Raw genomic sequence first — 24,543 nt, forward strand, 5'->3', positions numbered from 1 at the left:
GCGCCGCATCGGCGCGGCGCGGCCGGTTCAGTCTGTCGGGGAAGGATGGAGGCCTCGCCCGGAATCGAACCGGGGTGCAAGGATTTGCAGTCCTCTGCGTAACCACTCCGCCACGAGGCCTTCCCGAACGGCGCTGCCGTCCCGTCCGGAGCTTGGCGGACAGCTCCGGGTGCGCGTCTCTAGCAGAGGTCGGCGGTCGCAGGCAACGGCCCCGGGGCCCCGATTGTGCGGACCGCGTCAGCTCTGCCAGACCCGGGGCATCGGCAGGGCCCGGTAGCCCGCGAGGAAGCGGGCGACGAGCCCGCGCAGGGGTCCGACCGCGTCCCCCAGCGCGCGGACCGCCAGATGGCCGTTCCAGGCGCTCGCCGCCGCCGTCGTTCCGGGCGAGGCGGCCTCGGCCAGACGGGCCCGCGCCTCCTCGAGGCGCGCCTCCGCGCCGGGCGAGACGTCGAGGATCGTCGCGCAGGCGCGGGCGCCGCCGCCGATGGCCGGGCGGGCGAGGTGGTCGCTGATCGGCCCCTCCAGCAGGACGCTGTCGGCGTAGGCGAGCCGCCCACCTCGGCGGATCCGCCAGGAATCCGCGAACAGACCGTCGACGATCCGCTCGCCCCGGGCGGCGCGGCCGAACGCGACGACCTCCGCGGCGATCAGCGCGGCGCCGTCGGCGAGGTCGGCCTCGAAGCGCCGCCGCACCCGGGCCCGATCGAACAGGATCGTCTCCTGCGGCAGCCAGGCGAGGCCGGCCCCCTCCCCGAGGGTCAGGGTGTTGGCGATGCGGCTCACGGGGCCGTCCGAGCGGTAGATCTTCTCGGCCGCCGTGGTGGTCAGCACCAGGTCGGCCCCCGGTTCCAGGGCGAGGTCGATGGCGAAGCTGTCGCCGCAGGCCACGCCGCCCGCCGTGTTGACGAGGACCGCCTCCAGCGCGCCGGTCCCCCGCGGGAAGCGCAGACGCGACGGCCCGGCTTCCGCGAGATCCAGGATGCGCGTCCCGCCGCCCGGACGGGCCGGCCCGACGCGCAGCCGGACGCGCCCGTCGGAGCGCTGGCGCGCGGGCGCGGCCCCGAGCCTCTCGGGCGAGGGGGCGGGAGCGAGGGGGCCGTGCATCAGGCGCGTCCGGCCGGCTCTGGGGCCACGGCCTCGATCGGCCCGGTCGGCCGGTCGAGGATGCGCCGGCCGAACAGGCTCGCCACCAGCTCGACCAAGACCCGGGCGCTGCGGCCGCGCTCGTCCAGGAAGGGGTTGAGTTCCACCACGTCGAGGGAGCGGACCAGCCCGGAATCGTGGAGCATCTCCATGATCAGGTGCGCCTCCCGGAAGGTCGCGCCGCCCGGAACGGTGGTGCCCACGGCCGGGGCGATCGACGGATCGAGGAAGTCGATGTCGAGGCTGACATGGAGATGCGCCCCCTGCGCGGCGACGCGGTCGAGCACCCGCCGCAGGGGCGCCACGACTCCGAACTCGTCGATCGTGCGCATGTCGGTGACGCCGACCCGGCGCGCCGTCACGAGGGCGCGCTCGCCGGCGTCGATCGACCGGAGGCCGAACAGGTGGACATGGGCGGGCGGCAGGGGCGCCGGTGCCGGCTCGGCGAACAGGGACGGGAATCCCGGCTCCCCGCACAGGGCGGCGAGCGGCATGCCGTGGACGTTGCCGGAGGGGGAGGTCGCCGGCGTGTTGAAGTCGGCGTGGGCGTCGAGCCAGAGCACGAAGACGGGCTGGCCGCGCCGCGCGCAGTGCCGCATCACCCCGTCGACGGAGCCCAGGGACAGGCTGTGATCGCCGCCGGCGGTCAGCGGGAGCGCCCCCGCGTCGAGGGCGTCCCCCACGGCCCTGGACACGGCCCGCGTCCAGGCGGCGACACCCTCGAGCCCGCGCGTCCCGGCGGGCCCGTCCGGGACCACGTCGCCGCGATCCGCGATCGCGTGGCCGAGTTCGGCGAGCGCCCGGACGAGACCGGCCGTGCGCAGGGCCGCCGGTCCCATGAGGGCGCCGGGCTCGCTGGTGCCGACCTCGATCGGCGCTCCGATCAGCGCGATGCTGCGCGCCGCGTCCGGCTGGGCTTCGCCGCTCATCACACCTCCATCGCCGTCCCGGAGCACCGGTGCTCCGCGGCCGCTCTACCATCCGGACTCATAACCGTCCGATGACGGTGACCGCGAGACCGGATCGGCCAGCAAGATCCGTGACGGAGCGCCCGGGCCGGGATCTGGGTCGCGAGACGATGCGCGCTCCAGGGGCGCGCCGGATGCCGGGCCTCCGCGCCACGCGCAAGGTTCCGGCGACGATCCGACCGGCAGAACCTTGCCGGGACGGACGATTGACCACTCATAACTTGGGTTTGTGGCGCTAGGATTGTCTCGTAAGTTGTATGTTTCGAGTCTGCTGAAGTTTCGAGCGGCGTATTGGTGTTTACGAGATTTTTATAAGGATTGGGCGATTGGTAAGCCTCAAGCAATTTCTCAAAAATTCAGGGGCATCATGATCACGCTATCGCGGCTGAGCACGCGCCTTCCCGCGACAACCGTCGGCCTCGCGCTCCTGAGCGCCACCGCCATGGGCGGTTTCAGCTGGTACTCGGCGCGGGCGGGCCTGATGACCGCGGCCCACGAGCGCCTCGAGCTCGCCGCGGCGGCGCGCCGGGACGCGATCGAGCTGGTGGCGGACCGGGCGCAGGCCGACTTCCTGGCGGTGGCGGCGCACCCGCAGATCGTCTCGAACTTCCCCGACCTGCTCGAGAACCTCGATCCGGCGAAGCCCGACACCGCGAGCGTCATCGAGGCCTTCCGCGCGCCGCAGACCGCCGAGGCGCGAGTCGCCCTCGACGGCAGCGGCATGTCGTCGATGTATGCCCGCCGGCACGTCAAGGTCCAGGAAGTGGCGCGCAAGCTCGTCGCGCAGCCGGGCTACGCCGACCTGCTGTTCCTCGACGACAACGGCCGGATCGACTACACCACGACGAAGGGCGCCGATTTCGGCAAGTCGGTCACGGACGACGGCTTGGCGGGGACGGCGCTCGCGCGCCTCGTCGAGCGCCTGAAGTCCGCCGACCCGGGCGCGGTCCTCTACGAGGATTTCGCCGCCTACCCGGTGGACGGGGTCCCGGCCGCGTTCATCGGCCGCGCCATGACCAAGCGGGCCAACGTCGCCATGGGCACGGCGCAGGCCGCCGAGCGGATCGGCTTCATCGTCATGCGGGTCACGCCGACCCTGTTCGACCAGACGCTGTCGAAGCGGACGGGCCTCGGCGACACGGGTCAGATCCTGGCGGTCGGCGCGGACGGCCTCCTGCGCAGCAACCCGCCGTTGAACCCCGCCGTGCACGCCGGCGCGGGCCTCGCCGGGATCGGCCTGGCCGCCGACCGGATCAAGGCCGGCGGTCCCGTCGACTTCGCGGCGGAGAACGGCGCCCACATGGCGGCCGCCTCCGCGGTGACCGTCCTGGGCGCGCCCTGGACGGTGGTGGCGGAGCAGACCCAGGCCGAGGCGATCGACGCGGTCCAGGCCCTGTCGCGCACGCTGATCCTGACCGGCCTGTTCGTCCTGGCCGGAACCGCCCTGCTCGGCCTCCTGCTCGCCCGCTCGATCGTGGCGCCGCTCGGCGCCCTCACCCGCGCGCTCAAGGCCCTCGCCGATCGCCAGGCCCTCACCGACGTGCCGGGCAGCAAGCGGCGGGACGAGATCGGTGACATCGCCCGGGCCGTGGTCACGATCCGCGACATGTCGCTGGAGGAGGCCGCCCAGCAGCTCCAGACCACGGAGGCCGCGCGCCTGCGCGAGGAGCAGAGCCGGCGCGCCATGCTCAAGCAGCTGGCCGACGGCTTCGAGCACTCGGTCGGCGGCATCGTCGAGGGCCTGACCGGCGCCGTCACGGAGCTTCAGGGGGCCTCGGACACCATGCGGGCCGCGGTCTCCAGCACCTCCGAGCGCTCGACCAGCGTCGCCGGGGCGGCGCAGCAGACCTCCGACAACGTCAACACCGTGGCGGCCGCGGCCGAGGAGCTCGGTGCCACCGTCCAGGAGATCGGCCGTCAGGTCGAGCAGGCGGCCGGGATGTCCGCCACCGCGGTCGGCGAGGCCCGCCGGGCCGAGCAGACCATGACCGACCTCGCCGCGGCGGCGACGCGCATCGGCGACGTGGTCGGCATGGTCTCGACGATCGCCGGGCAGACGAACCTGCTGGCACTCAACGCCACGATCGAGGCCGCCCGCGCCGGCGAGGCCGGACGCGGCTTCGCGGTGGTCGCCGCCGAGGTCAAGGAACTCGCCGCCCAGACCACCCGCGCCACCGAGGAGATCAGCCGTCAGGTCGCCTCGATCCAGAATGTCACGGGCGACGCGGCCGGGGCGATCCAGGGCATCACGGCCCAGATCGAGGCGATGAACCAGGTGTCGACCAGCATCGCCGCCGCGGTGGACCAGCAGGGCGTCACCACCCAGGACATCGTCCGCAGCATGGGGCAGGCCTCGGCCGGCACCGGCACGATGACCCTGGAGATCGCCGAGGTTGCCCGGGTCGCCGGCGATGCCGGCGAGGCCGCGGACTCGGTCGCGCTGGCGTCCGACGCCCTGGCCACGCGCTCGGAGCAGCTCCGCGCCGAGGTGGCGCAGTTCCTCCGCAACGTGCGGGCGGCGTAGGCCGGACGCGACCCCCGGGGCGGCCTCAGGCCGCCTCGGCCGGGAGCGGCGCGGGCTTCTGCGCCGCGCGACCCGCGAAGGCCTGGGCGGCCAGGGGCAGCTCGATCGCCGCGCAGAGCCCGCCCTCGGGGCGGTTCTCCAGCCGCAGGCGCCCGTTATGGGCCTCGACGATGGCCTGCACGATCGAGAGGCCGAGGCCGAAGCCGCTCGCCTCGTTGAGATTGCGCGCCCGGTCGCCGCGCACGAAGGGCTGGAGCATCGCCTCGCGCTCCGCCTCGGGGATCCCCGGGCCGTTATCCAAGATACAGACCCGGACACCGCGCTCGGAGGCCTCCATCTGCACGTCGGCCCGCCCGCCGTACTTCACGGCGTTGTCCACGAGGTTGGTCACCGCCCGCTGGAGCTCCTCGGGCCGGCCCTGGACCAGGACGTGCCGGCTGCGGCTGACGCTGACCGGGGCGCCGAAATCCGAGAAGTCGTCGCAGACCGTCTGCACCACCGAGGCGAGATCCACGAGGCTGTGCCTGTTCGCGTCCCGGATCTGGCCGTCGCGCACGAAGGAGAGCGCCGCCTCGACGAGGCCGTTCATCTGGTCGAGGTCGCGCAGGGTCGAGGCCCGGGCATTCTCGTCCTCGATGAACTCGGCGCGCAGGCGGAGCCGGGTGATCGGCGTGCGCAGGTCGTGGCTGATCGCTGCCAGCATCTGAGTCCGATCGTCGATCAGGCGGCGGACGCGCGACCGCATCCGGTCCAGCGCCCGGGACACGGCGAGGACCTCGCGCGGGCCCGCCTCCGGCAGCGCCACGTGGTCGTCGCGGGCGCCGAACGCCTCGGCGGCGCCCGCGAGCCGCTTCAGCGGCGCCGTGAGGGCGCGGGTGGCCCAGACGCAGAGCAGCGCCAGCGTCAGCGCCAGGAAGACCACGGTGAAGATCAGCGCCCCCTGGCGGGGGCCCCGGAGGGGATCGTTCGGCAGCGTCGCCTGGAGCCGCGCCCCCGTCGGCGTGACGACGCCGATATGGAGACGCGCGTCCGACCGGCCGCGCTCGGGATCGGCCGCCGAGAGGTCGGTGATCGTCACGGGCCGACCGGCGCCGTTGCGCAGCTTCCGGATCACCGGCAGGTCGGGCGGCGACGTCGCCCCCGACGGCACCGTCCCGTCCCAGGGCTCCACGTGGATCAGCGGCAGGCTGCGACCGCTCGCCAGGAGGGCCGGTCGCGCCGCCGGGTCTGCGGCGTCCATGAGCCTCACCAGGACCCCGAGGCGGCTCGCGGCCACGCCCGGCAGCGTGTCGGGATTCTGCGACTCGTGCAGGATCAGGAAGGCCGCGGTGGCGACCACGTGGGCGACCGCGATGCCGGCGACCACGAGCAGCGCGATCTGGCCCGCGATGGTCTTCGGGCGCAGCCGCGCGCGGAGCCGCCCCAGGCCGCTCATGACCGCGTGACCTCGGGCGTGAACAGGTAGCCGCCGGACCGGATCGTGCGGATGAACTCGGGGTTGCGGGTGTCGCGCTCGATCTTCTGGCGGATCCGCGAGATCAGCACGTCGATGCTCCGCTCGAACGGGCCCGCGGCCCGGCCCTGGGTGAGGTCGAGGAGCTGGTCCCGCGACAGCACCCGCCCCGGCCGGAGACACAGGGCGTGGAGCAGGTCGAACTCCGCCCCGGTGATCGAGATGCGGGCGCCCTCGGGGGAGAGCACCTGTCGCAGGGAGACGTCGAGGGTCCAGCCGGAGAAGTGCAGCCGCCGCCGCTCGTCCGCGTCCGGCGCCTCGGCGGCGACCCGGCGCAGGATCGCGCGGATCCGGGCGAGCAGTTCCCGCGGGTTGAACGGCTTGGCGAGGTAGTCGTCGGCGCCGAGTTCGAGGCCGAGGATCCGGTCCACGTCCTCGGACTTCGCGGTCAGGATCAGGATCGGGATCTGCGAGGTGCCGCGCAGGCGCTTGCACAGGCTCAGACCGTCCTCGCCGGGAAGCATCAGGTCGAGCACGATGAGGTCGATGCGCGCCTCCGCCAGGACCCGGTCCATGTCGGTGCCGTCCCCGGCCAGCGTGACGCGGCAATCGTTGCCGCGCAGGTAGCGCGCGATCAGCGCCGAGATCTCCCGATCGTCCTCGACGACGAGGATGTGGGGTGTTGCGGGTGCGCTCATCGCAAAGGAGTCGGTCTGCGGGTCGGCCTGCATCATCAGGCTATTATGACGCCATCCGCCGATTATTCGAAGGTGGGCCACGGAACCATTTTGTAAGCGCGTGTTTCCCGCACGGACCTGAACTGAGTTGCCGAACGGCGTCACATCGCAGGGGGGAACGATGACCGGAACCGAGGATCGGAAGGACCTGATCGCGCCGCGGCCGCCGGAACTCGCCTCGCCCTGGCGGACCGAGGCTCGGGCGGCGCTGCAGGCCGAGGCCCGCGCCTTCGCCCGCGACACGGTGCTGCCGCTCGCCGACGAGCTCGACCGCCACAAGGCCGAGATGCCGCGCGCGCTCATCGACGCCATGGCCGAGAAAGGCTGGTTCGGCATCACGATCCCGGCGGAGCACGGCGGCCTCGGCCTCGGCGTGTTCGAGTACTGCCTGGTCTCGGAGGAACTGGCCCGCGCCTGGCTGTCCGTGGGCAGCATCCTGGCCCGCGGCCAGGGCCTCGGCACCCAGACCCTCGACCCGGACCGCCGGGCGGAGCTGCTCCGGCGCTCGGCTCGAGGGCAGTGGATCGGCTCGATCTCCCTGTCGGAACCCGATGCCGGCTCCGACCTCGCCGGCGTGCAGACCCGGGCGGTGCGCGACGGCGACCGGTGGCGATTGACCGGCACCAAGCGCTGGGCGGGCTTCGCCAAGGGGGCCGACTTCATCGAGGTCCTGGCCCGGACCCGCGACCCGGAGCCGGGGGAACCGCGCTCCGCCGGCCTGGAGCCGTTCCTGGTGCTCAAGGAGCGCGACAGCTTCCCGCCCGGGGTGACCGGCCGGGTGATCGACAAGATCGGCTATCACGGCTTCCAGACCTTCGAGCTGAGGCTGGAGGACGTGTGCGTGCCCGAGAGCGACCGGCTCACCGGGCTCTACGGCGACCAGGGGGCGGACGCGGATTCCGGCGGGTTCGCCGCCGTCCAGCGCGGCCTCAACATCGCCCGGGTCCACACGGCGGCCCGGGCCGTCGGCGTCGCCCGCGCGGCGGTCGAGGATTGCCAGAGCTACCTCCAGGAGCGGGTCCAGTTCGGCCACCCGATCGGCGACTTCCAGGCGCTGCGCTTCGCGCTGGCCGACATGGCCGCCGACGTCGCGCAGGCGCGGGCCTTCTGGCACCAGGTCGCCCACCTTCTCGACCAGGGGGAGCCCGCCGAGAGCGAGTCGGCGATGGTGAAGCTTCTGGCCACCGAGATGGCGGTGCGGGTCACCAACCAGGCGATGCAGCTCCACGGCGGCAACGGCTACACCACCGAGCGGCGGGTCGAGCGCTACTGGCGCGACGCGCGGCTGACGACGATCTTCGAGGGCACGAGCGAGATCCAGCGGCGGATCATCAGCGACCGGATGCTGCCGCGGCCCGGGGCCTGATCGCCCGCGCGCGCCCGTGCGGCGAATCGTCGAGCGGGACTCCCCGCCCGGCGTCGCCCGGCTACCTCACGAACCTGTCCTGCCCGGCGGACCGGGTGCCGCCATCCGGAAGCTCCGTGTCGAAGCCCATCAGCGATTACGCCCTCATCGGCGACACACATTCCTGCGCGCTGATCGCCCGCGACGGCTCGATCGACTGGCTGTGCTGGCCGCGTCACGACTCGCCGGCGCTGTTCGTGAAGCTCCTCGACGACGTGAGGGGCGGTGCCTGCACCGTCGCCTTCGACGGACCGGCCGGGAGCGCGCGCCGCTACCTGCCCGACACCAACATCCTGGAGACGACCTTCACCACCGAGACCGGCCGGGCGCGCCTCGTCGACCTGATGCCGGTCAACCCGCCGAGTCCGGAACCCGACGAGGGACCGGACGGCGAGAGCGAGAGCCGCCTGATCCGGCTGCTGACCTGCGAGCAGGGCCGGGTCTCGGGCGCGTTCCGGGTGCGGCCGACCTTCGACTACGCCCGCCGCCCCTGCACGCCGCTGGTCGAGGGCGGTTCGGTCCTGTTCGAGGCCGGGGAGTGGCGCGTGCGCGTCAACGCGCAGGCGTGCCCGACCCTCGCGGGCGACGCGGCCGAGATCCGGTTCGACCTCGCGGAGGGCGAGACCGCCTACCTGGTCCTGACGCACGGCGAGGATCAGGACGAGGCCTGCATCGAGGACTTCGCCGGCGCCCGGCGGCGCCTGGAGACGACCGCCGATTACTGGCGCCGCTGGAGCGCCCGCAGCACCTATCGCGGCGCCTACCGGGACGCGGTGATGCGGTCCGCCCTGTGCCTGAAGCTGCTGACCTACTCGCCCTCGGGCGGCATCGTGGCGGCGGCCACCGCCGGCCTGCCCGAGGCGGTCCCGGGCAACCGCAACTACGATTACCGCTTCACGTGGATGCGGGACGCCTCCTTCACGGTCACCGCCTTCGTGATGCTGGGCTACGTCAGGGAAGCGTCCGAGTTCCTGCGCTTCCTGCGCGAGCGCGACGGCACGTTCGGACGGGAGACGCGGCTGATGTACGGCATCGCCGGCGACATGCCGCCGGAGGAGGAGCTGAGCCACCTCGCCGGCTGGAACGGCGTGGGGCCGGTGGTGATCGGCAACCTCGCCGAGCACCAGGACCAGCACGACATCTACGGCGAGCTGCTGCGGGCGCTGTGTGTCTTCCTCGAGGCGGTGGATTACGACCCGCCCGAGAAGGTCAACGACCGGCTGCCGGAGGTGCTGGACAACCTCACCGCCCGGGCCATCCGCCACCGCCACGACGCGGATCACGGCATCTGGGAACTGCGCACCGGGCCGCGCCAGCAGGTCCACACCAAGGCGATGATCTGGGTCGCCCTGCGGGACGCGGCCCGGATCGCCCGCAACATCGCGGGCGTGCCGGAGGCGAAGATCGCCGAGTGGGAGCGGATCGCCGCCGAGATCCGGTCGGAATATCTGGAGAGGGGCTGGAGCGCCGAGAAGCAGGCCTATGTCGGCGCCTACGACTCGCATCACCTCGACGCCGCGGTCCTGCGCGTGGCCCTGTTCGGGGCCCTCGACCCGCGGGAGCCGCGGATGCGCGCGACCCTGGCGGCGATCGAGCACGAGCTGGGCGTCGGCGACCTGATCTACCGCTACCGCATGGAGGACGGGCTGGAGGGCGACGAGGGCACGTTCACGGCCTGCGCCTTCTGGCGGGTCGGCTGCCTCGCCCTCGACGGGCGGACCGGCGAGGCCAAGGCGGCCTTCGAGCGGCTGATCGCCCGGTGCAACGATGTCGGGCTGCTCGCGGAGGAGATCGACCCGGCCAGCGGCGCGCAGCGCGGGAACACGCCGCAGGGCTTCTCCCACATGGCCCTGATCAACGCCGCGCTGCGTCTGGAGGACAGCATCGCGCGCTTCGGCGCGGACGAAAGGCCGGAGAGCGCGGCCCGGTCGGCCGCCGAGTAGCGCCGCTCCAGCTCCCGGCGCAGGCCGGTCCGCGCCACGTCGCGGTTGACCAAGCGAGTGTCGCTGGCGTGGCAGCGGGCGGTCGGTCCGGCGGCGATAGTTTCGGGGCCTGAATGGCTCCGGAGGTCCCATGCTCGACGTGACGCCGACCCCTCTGCAGCGTCTCCTGCGGGAGCGCCGTCGCGGCTACAGCCTGCCGGCCGAGTTCTACCTGAGCCCCGAAATCTTCGACGCCGACATGGCGGTGATCTTCGGCCGCCACTGGATCTACGTCGGCGTCGAGCCCGACGTGCCGGAGGCCGGCGACGTCATGGTCGTCGACATCGGCACGACCTCCGTGGCGATCGTCCGCGACGACGACGGCGCGGTCCGGGCCTTCCACAACGTCTGCCGCCACCGCGGCGCCCGGCTCGTCCACGAGGAGAAGTCGACCGTCGGCAACCTCGTCTGCCGCTACCATTCCTGGACCTACGACCTCACCGGCGCCCTCATCCACGCCGACCACATGGGGCCGGATTTCAGGCGCGGCTGCCACGGGCTGAAGCCCGTCCACATCCGCTCGCTGGAAGGCCTGCTCTTCGTCTGCCTCTCCGACGACCCGCCCGCCGATTTCGATGCCATGGCGGCCCGGCTCGGCCCCTACATCGCGCCCCACAACATCCGCGACACCAAGGTCGCCTTCCAGAAGGACATCGTCGAGCCGGGCAACTGGAAGCTCACGATGGAGAACAACCGCGAGTGCTACCATTGCGGCGCGAACCATCCCGAGCTGACCGTGCCGCTCTTCGCCTACGGCTTCGGCTTCGCTCCCGAGGAGATGGACGAGCACGACCGCGCCCAGGCCGAGCGCTACGGCAGCCTGCTCCGGACGCGCCACGGCGAGTGGGAGGCGGAGGGGCTGCCGTCGAAGGAGATCGACGAGCTCGACACCATGATCACGGGCTTCCGCACGGAGCGGCTGCCGCTCGACGGCGAGGGTGAATCCCACACGATCGACACCAAGGCCGCCTGCCGGAAGCTCCTCGGCAGCCTGACCAACGCCAAGCTCGGCGGCCTCTCGGTCTGGACCCAGCCCAATTCCTGGCACCACTTCCTCGGCGACCACATTGTCACCTTCTCGGTGCTCCCACTCGACACCGAGCGCTCGCTCCTGCGCACCAAGTGGCTCGTCCACAAGGACGCGGTCGAGGGCGTCGACTACGATCTCGCCAACCTGACCGGCGTCTGGGAGGCCACCAACGACCAGGACAGCGAGCTCGTCGGCATCTGCCAGCAGGGCGTGCGCAGCCCGGCCTACGAGCCCGGCCCGTACTCGCCCCACACCGAGATGCTCGTGGAGAAGTTCTGCACCTGGTACGTCGGCCGCATGGCCGCGCATCTGGGGCGCTGATCGTGGCCGCGGCCTCCGCCAGAAGTCCCGGATCGGCAGAGCCGGCCGCCGCGTCGCTCGCGGCCAGCGCGCCCTGGGATGCCGAGACGGACGACGTCCTCACCTGCGTCGCGGTGCGGGCCGAGACGCACGACGTGAAGACCTTCGTGCTCGCCGCCCGCGAGCCGCGGACGTTCCGCTACCGGCCGGGCCAGTTCCTCACCTTCGCCTTCGAGATCGGCGGGGAGACGCTCCACCGCTGCTACACGATCTCCTCGGCCCCGACCCGGCCCCACACCCTGGCGATCACCGTCAAGCGCGTGGCCGGCGGGCCGGTCTCGAACTGGCTGCACGACCATCTGGCGCCCGGCGACAGCGTTCGGGCGCTCGGTCCGATGGGCGACTTCTCGTGCTTCACCCATCCCGGGGCGAAGTACCTGCTCCTGTCGGGCGGCAGCGGCGTCACGCCCATGATGGCGATGGCGCGCACCTTCCACGACCTCGGGGCGGGCCGCGACCTGGCCTTCGTGCACTCGGCGCGCAGCCCGGCCGACATCGTCTTCCGGGACGAGCTCGCCCTGATGGCCCGCCGCGACCCGGCGCTCAGCGTCCACGCGATCTGCGAGGCCGACGCCCCGGGCGAGGCCTGGACGGGCCCGCGGGGCCGGCTGACCCCGGCGCTCCTGCGCGAGACGGTGCCCGACTTCCTCGAGCGCACGGTCTTCGTCTGCGGCCCGAAACCCTACATGGACGCGGTGCGGGCGATGCTGGCCGAGGCCGGCTTCGACATGGCCCGGTACCACGAGGAGAGCTTCGACTTCGGCGCCCTGCCGGAGGCCGAGCAGGACGCCGCCCGCGAGGCGGAGCACGCCCTCGACGACGCGCCGGCCGCGGGCGTGCGCAGCTTCCGGGTGGAGTTCGCCAAGACCCGCCGGGTGCTCGACTGCCCGGAGGACACGACGGTGCTGGACGCGGCCCGCAAGGCCGGGATCCGCCTGCCCTCCTCCTGCGCCAAGGGCCTGTGCGGCACCTGCAAGTCGAAGGTGACCTCCGGCACCGTGGCGATGACCCACGCGGGCGGCATCCGCCAGCGCGAGATCGATGCCGGCATGGCCCTGCTGTGCTGCTCCAGGCCGACGAGCGACCTCGTCATCGAGCGGTGAGGCCCGGGCCGCGCCCGGCCCCTCCCCGCATCGCACACCCCCTCGCCTTCGGGAGTGCTCCCGTGATCGCCAACGCCGACGCGCTGCTGAAACCCCTGACCATCAAGGGGCTGACGATCCGCAACCGGGTGATGTCCACCAGTCACGCGCCGGGCTACGGCCGCGACGGCAAGCCCCAGGAGCGCTACCAGCTCTACCACGCCGAGAAGGCCAGGGGCGGGATCGGGCTGACCATGTTCGGCGGCTCCTCGTCGGTCGCCCCCGACAGCCCGGCCGCCCCCTGGAACCAGATCTCGGTCGCCGACGACGCGGTGATCCCGTTCTTCCGGCAGTTCGCCGACCGGGTCCACGCCCACGGCGGCAAGCTGATGATCCAGCTCACCCATATGGGCCGCCGCACCAAGTGGGACACCGAGCACTGGCTGCCGACGCTCGCGCCCTCGCCGCGCCGGGAACCCGCCTCCCGCACGATCCCGAAGGAGATGGAGGCGGAGGACATCGCCCGCGTGGTGCGGAGCTTCGCCGCGGCCGCGCGCCGCTGCCGCGAGGGCGGACTCGACGGCTGCGAGGTCTCGGCGGCCCACGGCCACCTGATCGACCAGTTCTGGTCGCCCGCGGTCAACCGGCGCACCGACCGGTACGGCGGCAGCCTGGAGAACCGGATGCGCTTCGGCATCGAGGTCCTGGAGGCGATGCGCGCCGAGGTCGGCGACGCCTACGTCATCGGCATCCGCATGTCCGGCGACGAGATGATCGCCGACGGTCTCTCGCAGGAGGATTGCCTCGCGATCGCCTCGGAATATGCCAGGCGCGGCCTCGTGGACTTCCTCAACATCCTGGGCGGGCAGGCGCGGGACCACATCGCCCACGCGATCTCCCTGCCCAACATGTCCTTCCCGGTGGCGCCGTTCCTGTTCCTGCCGAGCGCGATCAAGCGCGAGGTCGACGTGCCGGTCTTCCACGCCCAGCGCGTCACCGACCTCGCGACCGCGGCCCGGGCAGTGGCTGAGGGCCACGTCGACATGGTGGCGATGACCCGGGCGCACATCGCCGACCCGCACTTGGTGCGCAAGCTGTCCGAGGGCCGGGCCGACGACATCCGCCAGTGCGTCGGCGCGGGCTACTGCATCGACCGCATCTACGTCGGCGGCGACGCCCTGTGCATCCAGAACGCCGCCACCGGCCGCGAGGCCACGATGCCCCACGAGATCCGAAAGGCGGAGGTCCGCCGCCGCGTCGTGGTCGTCGGCGCCGGGCCGGCCGGGCTCGAGGCGGCCCGCGTCTGCGCCGAGCGCGGCCACGCGGTCGTGCTGTTCGAGAAGGGCGCCCAGCCCGGCGGACAGATCACCCTGGCGGCGAAGGCCGGCTGGCGCGAGGCGATGTCGGGCATCACCCGGTGGCTCGTCGCCCAGGTCACCAAGCTCGGCGTCGACCTGCGCCTGAACACGGCCGCCACCGAAGAGGCGGTCCGCGCCGAGAAGCCCGACGTGGTGATCGTCGCCACCGGCGGCAGCCCGTCCCGCGGCCACGCCAAGGGGGCCGAGGCGCACGCCGTGACCACGGCCGAGGTGCTCTCCGGCGCGGTCGAGCCGACCGGCTCGGTCCTGCTCTACGACGAGATGGGCCAGCACAACGCCGCCTCGGTCGCCGAACTCCTGGCCAAGCGCGGCTGCCTCGTGGAGATCGCCACCCACGACCGGATGGTGGCCGAGGAGGTCGGCACCACCAACCAGCCGATCCACCTGCGCGAACTCTACAGGCTCGGCGTGGTGATGACGCCGAACATGGAGCTGATCGAGATCTACCCCGAGGGCAACCGCTTCGTGGCGGCCCTGCGCAACACCATGACCGACGCCGAGGAGGAGCGCCTCGTCGACCGCATCGTGGTGGATCACGGCACCCTCCCGGTGGACGGGCTCTATCACGGCCTGAAGGCCGGCTCGGTGAATCGCGGCCGGACCGACCAGGGCGCCCTGCTCCGCGGCGAGCCGCAGCCCTTCGACCTGTCCGGCGGCTACACCCTCCACCGGATCGGCGACGCCGTGGCCGGCCGCAACATCCACGCGGCGCTCTACGACGCCCTGCGGCTGTGCAAGGACATCTGAGCTGAGCCATGGCCGGTCCCGTCTCCCTGGCCACCGTCTTCCCCGGCCTCGTCTGGGCGATGGCGGCGCTGGCCCTCGTTCAGGTCGCGCGCCGGGCGATCCTCTGGCGGGCCGGCGCGACCGCCCCGGTGGCGTGGCTCGAGGGCCTCGCCAAGCTGCCCCGGCGCTACCTCGTGGACGTGCACAACGTCGTGGCGCGGGACGCCTACGCGTCGCGGATGCACGCGGTGGTGGCGGGCGGCCTGCTCGTGGCCTCGGTCCTGACGGCCCTGGCGATCCTGCCGCCGCTGGGCGGGTTCGCGCCCTACTGGATCCTCGTCGCCCTCGCCTTCGCCGTCACGGCCGCCGGCGCGCTGCTCGTCGGCGCCCGCCGCTACCCGCGCCGGACGCCGCGCCTCTCGGCCGGGCGTTTCCAGATCCTGCCCGTCCTGCTCGTCGCCTACGCCCTCGGCGGCGCGGTAACGGCCCTGGCGCTGGCCACCGGCGGCTGCCTCCTCGCCCCCGTCGCCCTGGCGCTCGCGGCGGCCGGCGGCCTCGGCCTCGCCTTCGAGGTGCGCCACGGCCCGATGCGTCACGCCGCGGCGGGCGCCCTCCACCTCGTCGCCCATCCGCGGCCCGGCCGCTTCGCGGGGCGGCCGGACACCGCGCTCCAGCCCCTCGACCTCGAAGCGCCGCGGCTCGGCGTCGCGACGCCGGCGGACTTCACCTGGAACCGGCTGCTCTCCTACGACGCCTGCGTCAGCTGCGGGCGCTGCGAGACGGCCTGCCCGGCCTTCGCGGCCGGCCAGCCGCTCAACCCGAAGCGGCTCATCCAGGACCTCGTCGCCGGCCTGTCGCCGGCGGAGCCCGCCTACGCCGGCGCGCCCTATCCGGGCGGCCGCGAGGCCGCGGGCGGGCGGGGTCCCCTCGCCCGCCTGATCGGGCCCGACGCCCGGATCCATCCCGACACGCTCTGGTCCTGCACGACCTGCCGCGCCTGCGTCGAGGAATGCCCGATGATGATCGAGCACGTCGACGCGGTGGTGGCCCTGCGCCGCCACGAGACCCTGGAGCGCGGCGCCCTGCCCGAGAAGGCGGTCGCCCCGGTGACGGAGCTGCGCCAGGCCGGCGATCCCGGTGGCCGGCCGCTCCGGGCCCGCACCGACTTCGCCGCCGGCCTCGACCTCCCGCTGATCTCCGGCCGGGAGAGCACCGACGTGCTGCTCTGGCTCGGCGAGGGCGCCTACGACCTCCGCTACGGCCGCACGCTCCGGGCCCTCGTGCGGCTCCTGCGGGAGGCGGGCGTGGACTTCGCCGTCCTCGGCCCGGAGGAGCGCGACACCGGCGACCTCGCCCGGCGGCTCGGGGACGAGGCGACCTTCCAGGACCTCGCCCGGACGAACGCCGCGACGCTCGCCCGCCACCGCTTCCGGCGCATCGTCACCGCGGATCCGCACGCCCTGCACGCCCTGCGCAACGAGTACCCGGACTTCGGCGCCCGCTACCCGGTGGTGCACCACTCCGCGTTCCTCCTGGAACTGGTCCGGGACGGGCGCCTGAATCCGGGGCGCCTGCCGGACCGGGCCGTGACCTATCACGACCCCTGCTACCTCGCCCGCTACAACGGGGAGACGGAGGCACCCCGCGCTCTGCTCGACGCGATCGGGCTGACCCGCGTCGAGATGGCCCGCTCCGGACGCCGCGCCATGTGCTGCGGCGGCGGGGGCGGTGCCCCGGTGAGCGACATCCCCGGCGAGCGGCGCATCCCCGACCTGCGGATGGCCCAGGCGGCCGAGACCGGTGCCGGAACTGTCGCGGTCGCCTGCCCGTCCTGCACGGCGATGCTGGAGGGCGTGACCGACCGCGAGGCCGAGATCCGCGACATCGCGGAGCTGCTCCTCGAGGCCGTGGAGGCGGGCCGATGACCCGCTTGCGCCGCGACCCCCGCGCCGAGCGGGCCGCCCAGCGCGTCGCACCCGGCGACACGGGAGACCGGCCGCGCTTCGACCGCGCGGCGCGGGCCGCCGGCGGCCGCCCGCCCGCGACCCGCGCGCGAGCGCGAGGGCCGGCGCGTCGCCGGCCCCGCCCGCCCGCGCTTCGACGTAAGCCAGCAGGACCGCCCGCGGTGCCGGTATCGGTCCAGGCGGCCCGCCCGGCCCAGGCGGCGCCAGTCGTCGTGACGGTGGACGACCCGGCCTTCCTCGTCGTCGCGGTGCCCGACTGTGCCGGCGGCCGGCTCTCGACCCACGACCGGCAGCTCCTCGGCGCCGCGCGGGTCCTCGCGGGCCGCGACGGCGCGGTCGTGCTGCTCGCCGCCGGCGACTGCGCCGGATGCGGCGCGGCGGGCGCGGACCGTCTCCTCGCGCACGGCGACGGTGACCGCGCCTACGATCCCGCCGGCCGGGCCGCCCGGATCGCCGCCGCCCTGACCGCACTCGGTCCGCGGCACGTCCTGTTCCCGGAATCCCTCGACGGCGGCGACGTCGCCCGCCGGGTCGCGGTCCGGCTCGGCGCGCCGCTGTTCACCCAGGCCGAGGGCGTCTCCGCCTCCGGGCTGATCCGCCCGGCGCGGGGCCGCAGCGTCGAGCAGCGGGCGGCGCCGGGGCTGCTCGCCACCGTCGCCTCCGACGCGGTGGCCGAGTACGCCGGCCCGCCCCGGGAGGCGCGGCCGCTGGCGGTCGCGATGGCGGAGCCCGCGCCGGTCGGGACGGCGATCCGCTCGGCGCAGCGCCTCCCGGCCGACCCGGCCACGGTGCCGCTCGCGCTCGCCGAGTTCGTCACCGCCGCGGGCAACGGCGTCACCGACCTCGACACGTTCCGGCAGCTCGTCGCGGCGCTCCGCGCGACCCCGGGCGCGAGCCGGGTCCTGTGCGATTCCGGGCTAATGCCGCGCCGGACCCAGGTCGGCGCCTCCGGCACCGTCCTGGCGGCGACCTGCTACTTCGCCCTCGGCATCTCGGGCGCGCCGCAGCACCTGCAGGGTGTCGCGGGCTGCGAGCACGTCGTGGCGGTCAACACCGACCTGCACGCGGCGATGATCGAGCGGGCGGGCCTCGCCATCGTGCAGGACGCGCAGACGGTCATGCCCGCCCTGCTGCGGCTGCTGGCCGAGGAGGCCGCGCGCCCGGAGGGCAGCCCATGATCAGCGTCGTGCTCCTCTCCGCCGGGCGGCATCCGGTCTCGGGCGCGACGGTCCTGCCGCGGCTGGAGGCCCAGGCGATCCGCCTCGCCACGGGCCTCGGCGAGGCCGTCGGCCTCCACGCCGGGCCGGACGCGGCCGCCGTCGCGGACGCCCTGGGCCACGGCCTGTCCCGGATCGTGCACGTCCCCCTGCCGGCTGAAGTCGATCCGGTGCCGGCGCTCTCCGCCCGCCTGGCGGCGATGGCGCCCGCCCTGATCCTCGCGGGCCGTCGCGGCCAGGGGGGCGACGAGACCGGGATGGTTCCCTACGCGCTCGCGCAGGCCCTCGACTGCCTCCTGATCCCCGACGTCGTCGCCCTCGCGGTCGGCGACGCGGGTGACCTGTCCCTCGACCAGACCCTCGGCCGCGGCGCCCGCCGCCGCGTGACCCTGCGCGGGCCGGTCCTGGCCACGCTCCATCCCGACGCGCCCGCGCCGCTCCCGTTCGCCTACGGGCAGGCGCGGCGCGGCGCCATCGAGACCGTCGCGGGCGACCCGGACCCGTCGGCCGCCCCCGTCCCGGCCCTCGAGGAACGCCCCTATCGCCGCCGGCCGAAACTCGTGAAAGGTGCGCCGTCCGGCGGCTCGGCGGCGGAGCGGCTCAGGGCGGCGACCGGTGAGGCCGCGTCCGGCGGCGGGCGCCTCCTCGTCCGGCCCGAGCCCGACGAGGCCGCCCGGGAAATCCTGGCGCACCTGCGCCGGATCGGCGTCCTCGCGCCACCAACCCGCGAACCCCGATGAGGAACCCGATGCCTTTGACCTCCGACGATCTCCTGGCCCGTCTGCGCGAGCGCGGGGTTGCCTACAAGCTCTACGAGCACGCGGCGGTCCTGACCGTCGAGGCGATGATGGCGGCCTGCGGCGACATCGTCGGGGCGCACACCAAGAACCTGTTCCTGCGCGACGGGAAGAGGACGTATTTCCTCGTCACGCTCCATCACGACGCCCAGGTGGACCTGAAGGCGTTCCGGACCGTCCTCGGCGCGCGGGGCGGCCTGTCCTTCGCGAGCGCCGAGGCGCTCGGCGAGCAGCTCGGCGTCGCGAGCGGCGCGGTCTCGCCGCTCGCCGCCCTCAACGCCGCGCCGGGCCGCGTGAGGATCTTCATCCAGGACAGCCTGCTCACGGCGGCGCGGATCAACGTCCATCCCCTCGTGAGCACGCGCACCCTCAATCTCACGCCGGACGACCTGCTGGCCGCGCTCCGCGCGGAGGGGCACATGCCGGAACCGTTCGCGCTGCCCGAGGCGGCGCAGGCGGCCTGACGCCGCCCTGGCGGGATCGGCGGCCCCGCGCTCCAGGGCGCGCGGCCGGCGCGGGAGGTCGCGCTCAGCAGGCGGCGACGTTGACCGCGAGGCCGCCCAGGGAGGTTTCCTTGTACTTGGCCTGCATGTCGTGCCCGGTCTGGCGCATCGTCTCGATGACCTGGTCGAGGCTCACGAAGTGCACCCCGTCGCCGTGGAGGGCGAGGGAGGCGGCCGCCACCGCCTTGTTGGCGCCGAAGGCGTTGCGCTCGATGCAGGGGATCTGGACGAGCCCGCCGATTGGGTCGCAGGTCATGCCCAGATGGTGCTCCATGGCGATCTCGGCGGCGTTGGCGACCTGCCGCGCGTCGCCCCCGAGGACGGACGCGAGCCCGGCGGCCGCCATGGCGGCCGCGGAGCCGACCTCGCCCTGGCAGCCGACCTCGGCGCCCGAGATCGAGGCCCGGCGCTTGATCAGACCGCCGATCGCGGCGGCGGCCAGGAGGTAGTCCCGGCCGCGGGTCTCGGTCCAGCCGGGGCAGAAGTCGACGATGTAGCGCAGCACCGCCGGCACGATCCCGGCCGCGCCGTTGGTCGGCGCTGTGACGATCCGGCCGCCGGACGCGTTCTCCTCGTTCACCGCCAGGGCGAACAGGCTGATCCAGTCCATGATCTCGTGGGCCGGCCGGCTGTTCGTCAGGCGGTTCGCGTCGAGTGTCTCGTGCAGGCGCTTCGCGCGCCGCCGGACCTTGAGGCCGCCGGGCAGCTCGCCGTCCATGCGCAGGCCTCGGGCGATGCAGGCCAGCATGGCGTCGCGGACGGCGTCGAGCCCGGCCTCGATCTCGGCCTCGGTGCGCAGGGCGCGCTCGTTGGCCATCTGGACCTGCGGGATGGTCAGGCCGGTCTCGGCGCAGATCCGCAGCAGGTCGGCGCCGCTCTCGAACGGGTGGGGCACCGCGACGGCGTCGAGCCCGGCGGTCTCCGCCGCGTCCTCCTCCTCGACGAAGCCGCCGCCGACCGAGTAGCAGACCACCTCGTCCAGCACGGCGCCGCCGGCGTCGTGGGCGCGGAAGCGCATGCCGTTGGTGTGGCCGGGCAGGACCTCGGTGAAGTTGAACAGCAGGTCCTTCGTCGTGTCGAAGGCGACGCCCGGCAGGCCGATGGCGCCGGTCTCGGCGAGGGACCGCGTGTAGCCCGCCACGGCGTCCGGGTCGACGGTCGCGGGCTCGTGGCCGAGCAGGCCGAGGAAGATCGCCACGTCGGTGCCGTGGCCGCGCCCGGTCCAGGCGAGGGAGCCGAAGATCTCCGCGCTCACCCGCGCGAGCCCGGGCCGGCCGGCGACGCGGTCGCGGAAGCGGCGCGCGGCCACCATGGGTCCGATCGTGTGGGAACTCGACGGGCCGATGCCGATCTTGAACAGATCGAAGGCGCTGATCATCGCGCGGCGGCTCTCTCCAGCGGGCCGGCCCCGAAGGCGGCCTCCTGCAGCAAGCCATACACGTAGGTCGCGAAGGACCGCCAGCACTCAACCCGGTATGTCGGGACCGGGCCGGGGCGACGGATCAGCACGATCTCGGCCTTGCCGAGGAGCGTGCGGGTGGCGCTGCCCGCCGGGAAGGCGGCGTCTCCGAGGTCGAGGGGGCAGCCGGCATTGAGGGCGATCGCGGCCGCGACCCCGCAGACGTCGATCCCGACATTGCGGTGCGACACGTCCACGAGGGCGTGCGCCCGGCCGGCGAGTTCGGCGGTCACGGCGGCGGCCAGGATGTCGGCATCGGGTTCGGGCGCGCCGATCAGCCACTCGTCGGGACCGAGGCGGGCGATCCAGCGGGTCGCGTCGACCGACAGGGTGTTGATCGGGCGGTCGAGGGGGAGGCCGGCCGCCGATCCGAGGGGACCGCGCAGGCGCAGGGCGAAGCGCGCCTCGGCCGCGGCCGGCCGGATCAGGAGACCGGCGCCGACCGGCGCCGGAGCGTCGGCGCGGCCGAGCGGGTGCGCCCGGGCGGTGCGGTAGCGGGCCTCAAGCATGGATGCGCTCCCCCTTGGGATCGAAGAACACCGGCTCGGCCACGGTGGCGGTGGTGAAGCCGTCCGGGGTCGTGACGTGGAGGGTCCGGCCGAGTAGGTCGCGCCCGCCCGCCACGAGGGCCAGCGCGATGGAGCGCTCGCAATTCGCGCTCCAGTAGCTCGACGTGACGTGGCCGAGCATCCGCATCGGGATCGGCTGGTTCGGGTCGGCGACGATCTGGGCGCCCTCGTCGAGGACACATCTCGGGTCGTCGGTGACGAGCCCGACGAGCTGCTTGCGGCCGGAGGCGACCACGTCGGGCCGGGCGAGTGAGCGCTTGCCGACGAAGTCCCTCTTCGCCTTGGCGATCATGCCGGACAGGCCGACATCGTCCGGGGTGACCGTTCCGTCCGTCTCCTGGCCGACGATGATGTAGCCCTTCTCGGCCCGGAGCACGTGCATCGTCTCGGTCCCGTAGGGAGTGATCCCGTGGGGCCGCCCCGCGTCCATGAGCGCCTCCCAGACCGCCAGCGCGTGGTCCGACGGGACGTTGATCTCGAACCCGAGCTCGCCGGTGAACGAGACCCGGAACAGGCGGGTCGGCACGCCGCAGATCGTGCCGGAGCGCATCGCCATGTGCGGGAACGCCTCCGGCGACAGGTCGATGCCCTCGACGAGCGGCGCGATCACCTCCCGCGCCTTCGGGCCCTGGAGGGCGATCACCGCCCACTGCTCCGTGGTCGAGGTCAGGAACACCTGGAGGTCCGGCCACTCGGTCTGGAGGTAATCCTCCATGTGGGCCAGCACCCGGGCGGCGCCGCCCGTGGTGGTCGTGACGTGGAAGCACTCCGGCGACACGCGCGCCACGACGCCGTCGTCGAGGATGTACCCGTCCTCCTTGAGCATCAGGCCGTAGCGGCAGCGGCCCGGCTCGAGCTTCGCCCAGGGGGTGATGTAGAGGCGGTTCATGAACTCGGCCGCGTCCGGGCCGACGATCTCGATCTTGCCGAGCGTCGAGGCGTCGAAGAGGCCGACGCCCTCGCGCACGGCCCTGCACTCACGGGCGACCGCCGCGTGCAGGTCCTCGCCCGGCTGCGGGAAGTACCAGGCGCGCCGCCACAGGGCGACGTTCTCGAACAGGGCGCCGTGGGCCTCCGCCCAGCCGTGGATCGGCGTGGTGCGGATCGGGTCGAACAGGGCGTGGCGCGCCGGGCCGACGAGGGTGCCGAAGGTGACCGGGGTGTAGGGCGGCCGGAAGGTCGTGGTCCCGACCCCTGGGAGCGCCTTGTCGAGCTGCCCGGCGACGATGCCCAGGGCGTTCATGTTCGACGTCTTGCCCTGATCGGTCGCCATGCCGGTCGTGGTGTACCGCTTCACGTGCTCGATCGAATGGAAGCCTTCGCGCACCGCGAGCTTGATGTCCTTCGCGGTGACGTCGTTCTGGAAGTCCACGAAGGCGCGGAGCTTCGTGGGGTCGGCGTCGGTCGGCATGATCCGCACCGGCTGGAAACCGGTCGGCGTCGGCGTCGCCGTGAAGACGCGCCGCTCCGTCGCGCCGGCCGCCGCCGCGCCCGCCGCGTCGCCCTCGGCGAGGCAGGCCGCGAGGTCGTAGGTGCCCCTGGCCGCCCCGGCCGAGCGCTCGGCCTGGACCGAGGTCGCGGGCAGGAAGGCGTCGCGGGCGGGATCGTAGGCGAGCTTGCCGCGGGATTGCGAGAACAGGTGGACGGCGGGCGTCCAGCCGCCCGACATGCCCACGCAGTCGCAGGCGAGGCGGCGGCGGGCGCTGACCCGCCCGTCGCTCCCGATCGGCGCCACGAGCAGTCCCGTGACGCGCGCCCGGCCCCTGGACCCGACCACCGTGTGGTCGGTCAGGACGGTGATCCCGGCCGCCCGCAGGCGTGCCGGGTCGGGCCCGCAATCGGCCTCGAGGCGCAGGTCGACCACGGTCACGTCGGCCCCCGCCCGCTTGGCGTCGAGGGCCGCGACGTAGGCCGAGGCGCCGCTGGTCGCGAAGACGATGCGCCGTCCCGGCAGGACGCCGTAGCGGTTGATGAAGACCCGCACGCTCTCGGCGAGCAGGATGCCCGGCCGGTCGTTGTCGGCGAAGACCAGCGGCCGCTCGTGCGAGCCGCCGGCGAGCACGACCTCGCCGGCGCGGACCTGCCAGAGCCGCTCGCGCGGCGCCGTCGCGGACCCGGCGGGCAGGTGGTCGGTGACCCGCTCGGCCAGCGCGACGTGGTTGTGGTTGTAGTAGCCGAACGCCGTCGTGCGCGGCAGCAGGATGACGTTCTCCCGCCCGTCGAGGTCGGCGAGGGCGGTCTTCAGCCACTCCGCGGCCGGGCGGCCGTCGATCTCGGAGGTCACGTCGTGCAGGAGGCTGCCGCCGGGCTCCGCGCCCTCGTCGGCGAGGATCACCCGCTTGCCGGTCCTCGCCGCCGCCGTGGCGGCCGCGAGGCCGGCCGGCCCGGCACCGACGATCAGGACGTCGCAATGGGCGTGGCGGTTGGCGTAGCGGTCCGGGTCGGCCTCGGCCGGGGCCCTGCCGAGACCGGCGGCGGCACGGATGAACGGCTCGTAGACCCGGTCCCAGAACTTCCGGGGCCACATGAAGGTCTTGTAGTAGAACCCGGCGACGAAGACCGGCGAGAGCAGGTCGTTCACCGCGCCGACATCGTAGCGCAGGGACGGCCAGTGGTTCTGCGACCGGGTCCCGAGGCCCTCGCGCAGCTCGACCACCGAGGCGCGGTTGTTCGGGTCGACCCGGCCGGGGCCGCGATCCACCGACAGCAGGGCGCTGGGCTCGTCGGGGCCGTGGCTCAGGATGCCGCGGGGCCGGTGGTACTTGAACGAGCGTCCGACGAGGTGGATGCCGCTGGCGAGCAGGGCCGAGGCGACGGTGTCGCCCTGGTAGCCCTCGACCGTGCGCCCGTTGAAGCTGAATCGGACCGGCCGCGCGCGGTCGATGCGGCCGCCCCGGGCCAGTCTGTACGGCTGTGCCATCACGCCCTCGCCTCAGTGTCGGTGGAACGGGAGGGCGCTGCGCCCGCGGGGTAGGTCTCGAGGAAGCGGTCGCTCACGGTGTCGCGCAGGGCGTTGAACCAGCGCCCGCAGCCGTGGGCGTGGTTCCACCGCTCGGCGTGGATGCCGCGCGGGTTCGCCCGCACGAACAGGTGCTCGGCCCAGGCCGCGTCGTCGAGGGCGGCGGGATCGGCCGGCCGGGCGACATGCGCCTGGCCGCCGCAGCGGAACTCGGTCTCGGGTCGGTTCCCGCAATACGGACAGGCGATCAGCAGCATCGGGCGTCTCCTCGCTGGGACGGGTGGTC

18 protein-coding genes and 1 tRNA gene are annotated in these 24,543 nt (G+C 73.7%); 10 read left to right on the top strand and 9 right to left on the bottom strand.

The window, feature by feature from the left end:
- Positions 1-46: 46 nt before the first annotated feature.
- The 3 genes from BKE41_RS13665 to rocF form a co-directional block, all read right to left on the bottom strand.
- Positions 47-120, bottom strand: a tRNA-Cys gene (locus BKE41_RS13665).
- Positions 121-237: 117 nt separating this feature from the next.
- Entirely contained in the window at positions 238-1,104 is an 867-nt protein-coding gene (locus BKE41_RS13670; protein WP_024829792.1) for an urease accessory protein UreD, read from the bottom strand.
- Complete coding sequence (gene rocF, locus BKE41_RS13675; RefSeq protein WP_029358865.1) at positions 1,104-2,072, bottom strand: arginase; 969 nt, start codon at positions 2,070-2,072, stop codon at positions 1,104-1,106. The genes BKE41_RS13670 and rocF overlap by 1 nt, the downstream gene beginning before the upstream one ends.
- 406 nt (positions 2,073-2,478) lie before the next feature.
- Between rocF and BKE41_RS13680 the strand changes: the two genes are divergently transcribed.
- The gene (locus BKE41_RS13680) at positions 2,479-4,635 is read left to right on the top strand and encodes a methyl-accepting chemotaxis protein (RefSeq protein ID WP_012319439.1); all 2,157 of its coding nucleotides are present in this window, start codon (positions 2,479-2,481) and stop codon (positions 4,633-4,635) included.
- 25 nt (positions 4,636-4,660) lie between these two features.
- Here BKE41_RS13680 and BKE41_RS13685 read toward each other — a convergent pair whose 3' ends face one another.
- Both BKE41_RS13685 and BKE41_RS13690 read right to left on the bottom strand, forming a co-directional pair.
- Complete coding sequence (locus tag BKE41_RS13685) at positions 4,661-6,070, bottom strand: ATP-binding protein (RefSeq protein WP_070999564.1); 1,410 nt, start codon at positions 6,068-6,070, stop codon at positions 4,661-4,663.
- Complete coding sequence (locus BKE41_RS13690; protein ID WP_012319441.1) at positions 6,067-6,822, bottom strand: response regulator; 756 nt, start codon at positions 6,820-6,822, stop codon at positions 6,067-6,069. Before BKE41_RS13690 ends, BKE41_RS13685 begins: the two co-directional genes overlap by 4 nt.
- 124 nt (positions 6,823-6,946) lie before the next feature.
- On the opposite strand from BKE41_RS13690, the gene BKE41_RS13695 reads away from it, so the two are divergent.
- The 9 genes from BKE41_RS13695 (at position 6,947) to BKE41_RS13735 (ending at position 19,231) form a co-directional block, all read left to right on the top strand.
- Positions 6,947-8,191 carry an acyl-CoA dehydrogenase family protein gene (locus BKE41_RS13695; RefSeq protein ID WP_043073768.1) on the top strand — a complete coding sequence of 415 codons (1,245 nt, stop codon included), beginning with the start codon at positions 6,947-6,949 and terminating at the stop codon, positions 8,189-8,191.
- Positions 8,192-8,307: 116 nt separating this feature from the next.
- Entirely contained in the window at positions 8,308-10,173 is a 1,866-nt protein-coding gene (locus BKE41_RS13700) for a glycoside hydrolase family 15 protein (RefSeq protein ID WP_070999565.1), read from the top strand.
- Between the two features lie 130 nt (positions 10,174-10,303).
- On the top strand, positions 10,304-11,563 hold the full coding sequence (locus BKE41_RS13705; RefSeq protein ID WP_012319444.1) for an aromatic ring-hydroxylating dioxygenase subunit alpha: 1,260 nt from the start codon (positions 10,304-10,306) through the stop codon (positions 11,561-11,563).
- 2 nt (positions 11,564-11,565) lie between these two features.
- Positions 11,566-12,705, top strand: a complete 1,140-nt coding sequence (locus BKE41_RS13710) for a hybrid-cluster NAD(P)-dependent oxidoreductase (protein WP_029358872.1) — start codon at positions 11,566-11,568, stop codon at positions 12,703-12,705.
- Positions 12,706-12,767: 62 nt separating this feature from the next.
- Positions 12,768-14,810: an NADH:flavin oxidoreductase gene (locus BKE41_RS13715; protein ID WP_070999566.1), complete on the top strand. Its 2,043-nt coding sequence runs from the start codon at positions 12,768-12,770 to the stop codon at positions 14,808-14,810.
- Between the two features lie 8 nt (positions 14,811-14,818).
- Positions 14,819-16,714: a DUF3483 domain-containing protein gene (locus BKE41_RS13720; protein ID WP_070999567.1), complete on the top strand. Its 1,896-nt coding sequence runs from the start codon at positions 14,819-14,821 to the stop codon at positions 16,712-16,714.
- 200 nt (positions 16,715-16,914) lie between these two features.
- Positions 16,915-17,931, top strand: coding sequence for an electron transfer flavoprotein subunit alpha/FixB family protein (locus BKE41_RS13725; protein ID WP_245295957.1), 1,017 nt, complete (start codon positions 16,915-16,917; stop codon positions 17,929-17,931).
- Positions 17,928-18,710 carry an electron transfer flavoprotein subunit beta gene (locus BKE41_RS13730; protein WP_070999569.1) on the top strand — a complete coding sequence of 261 codons (783 nt, stop codon included), beginning with the start codon at positions 17,928-17,930 and terminating at the stop codon, positions 18,708-18,710. The genes BKE41_RS13725 and BKE41_RS13730 overlap by 4 nt, the downstream gene beginning before the upstream one ends.
- 8 nt (positions 18,711-18,718) lie before the next feature.
- Positions 18,719-19,231 carry a prolyl-tRNA synthetase associated domain-containing protein gene (locus BKE41_RS13735; RefSeq protein WP_024829781.1) on the top strand — a complete coding sequence of 171 codons (513 nt, stop codon included), beginning with the start codon at positions 18,719-18,721 and terminating at the stop codon, positions 19,229-19,231.
- 64 nt (positions 19,232-19,295) lie between these two features.
- Here the strand turns inward: BKE41_RS13735 and BKE41_RS13740 are convergent, their stop codons facing one another.
- From BKE41_RS13740 to BKE41_RS13755, 4 genes are read right to left on the bottom strand one after another with little or no spacing between them, the layout of a single operon-like run.
- Positions 19,296-20,648, bottom strand: a complete 1,353-nt coding sequence (locus BKE41_RS13740) for an L-serine ammonia-lyase (RefSeq protein ID WP_070999570.1) — start codon at positions 20,646-20,648, stop codon at positions 19,296-19,298.
- Positions 20,645-21,238 (bottom strand): sarcosine oxidase subunit gamma family protein, encoded by a 594-nt coding sequence (locus BKE41_RS13745; RefSeq protein WP_070999571.1) that lies wholly within the window; start codon positions 21,236-21,238, stop codon positions 20,645-20,647. The genes BKE41_RS13740 and BKE41_RS13745 overlap by 4 nt, the downstream gene beginning before the upstream one ends.
- Positions 21,231-24,218 carry a sarcosine oxidase subunit alpha family protein gene (locus BKE41_RS13750; RefSeq protein ID WP_070999572.1) on the bottom strand — a complete coding sequence of 996 codons (2,988 nt, stop codon included), beginning with the start codon at positions 24,216-24,218 and terminating at the stop codon, positions 21,231-21,233. The genes BKE41_RS13745 and BKE41_RS13750 overlap by 8 nt, the downstream gene beginning before the upstream one ends.
- Positions 24,218-24,514, bottom strand: coding sequence for a sarcosine oxidase subunit delta (locus BKE41_RS13755; RefSeq protein ID WP_012319454.1), 297 nt, complete (start codon positions 24,512-24,514; stop codon positions 24,218-24,220). The genes BKE41_RS13750 and BKE41_RS13755 overlap by 1 nt, the downstream gene beginning before the upstream one ends.
- Positions 24,515-24,543: the final 29 nt, after the last annotated feature.

It is taken from the genome of Methylobacterium sp. C1 (genome assembly GCF_001854385.1).
Classification (GTDB): Bacteria; Pseudomonadota; Alphaproteobacteria; order Rhizobiales; family Beijerinckiaceae; genus Methylobacterium; species Methylobacterium radiotolerans.